General features: G+C 42.6%; 1 protein-coding gene. It reads left to right on the top strand.

Going from position 1 to position 401, the window contains the following annotated elements:
• Positions 1 to 41: 41 nt before the first annotated feature.
• Positions 42 to 380 (top strand): Rieske (2Fe-2S) protein, encoded by a 339-nt coding sequence (locus JHD67_RS21515; protein WP_199079569.1) that lies wholly within the window; start codon positions 42 to 44, stop codon positions 378 to 380.
• Positions 381 to 401 lie beyond the last annotated feature (21 nt).

Here is a 401-nt window from a genome sequence, read left to right as displayed (position 1 = left end):
GTTTTATATGACCTGTATGTGAAATTTGAGCCGATAAAAAAATGTTGAAATGGTATAAAATAGAAATAGAGATTCCGGAAAATGACTTTGTAGAACAAATCCAGGTAAACGGAAAGAAGCTTTGTATGCTCAGGGATAAAGGCAAATTGTATGTGGTGCAGAATACCTGTCCGCATGCCGGTGGCATTTTAAGCGGGGGCTGGTGCAAGAACGGATACCTGGTTTGTCCGATACATCGCTGGGAATATAGTCTGGAAAACGGAAGAGGAGCTGAAGGACAGGGGGATTATATCCATATCTATCCAACTGAACAAAGAAAAGATGGTATTTATGTGGGGTTGAAGGAAGGCTGGCTGAGCGGCCTGTTCAAAAAGGGATAGGCGCTTTGCCTATCCGTATAT

It is taken from the genome of Dyella sp. ASV21 (assembly GCF_016428975.1).
In the GTDB taxonomy this organism is placed as follows: domain Bacteria; phylum Pseudomonadota; class Gammaproteobacteria; order Xanthomonadales; family Rhodanobacteraceae; genus Dyella.
This window is presented reverse-complemented; position numbering and strand designations above follow the sequence as displayed.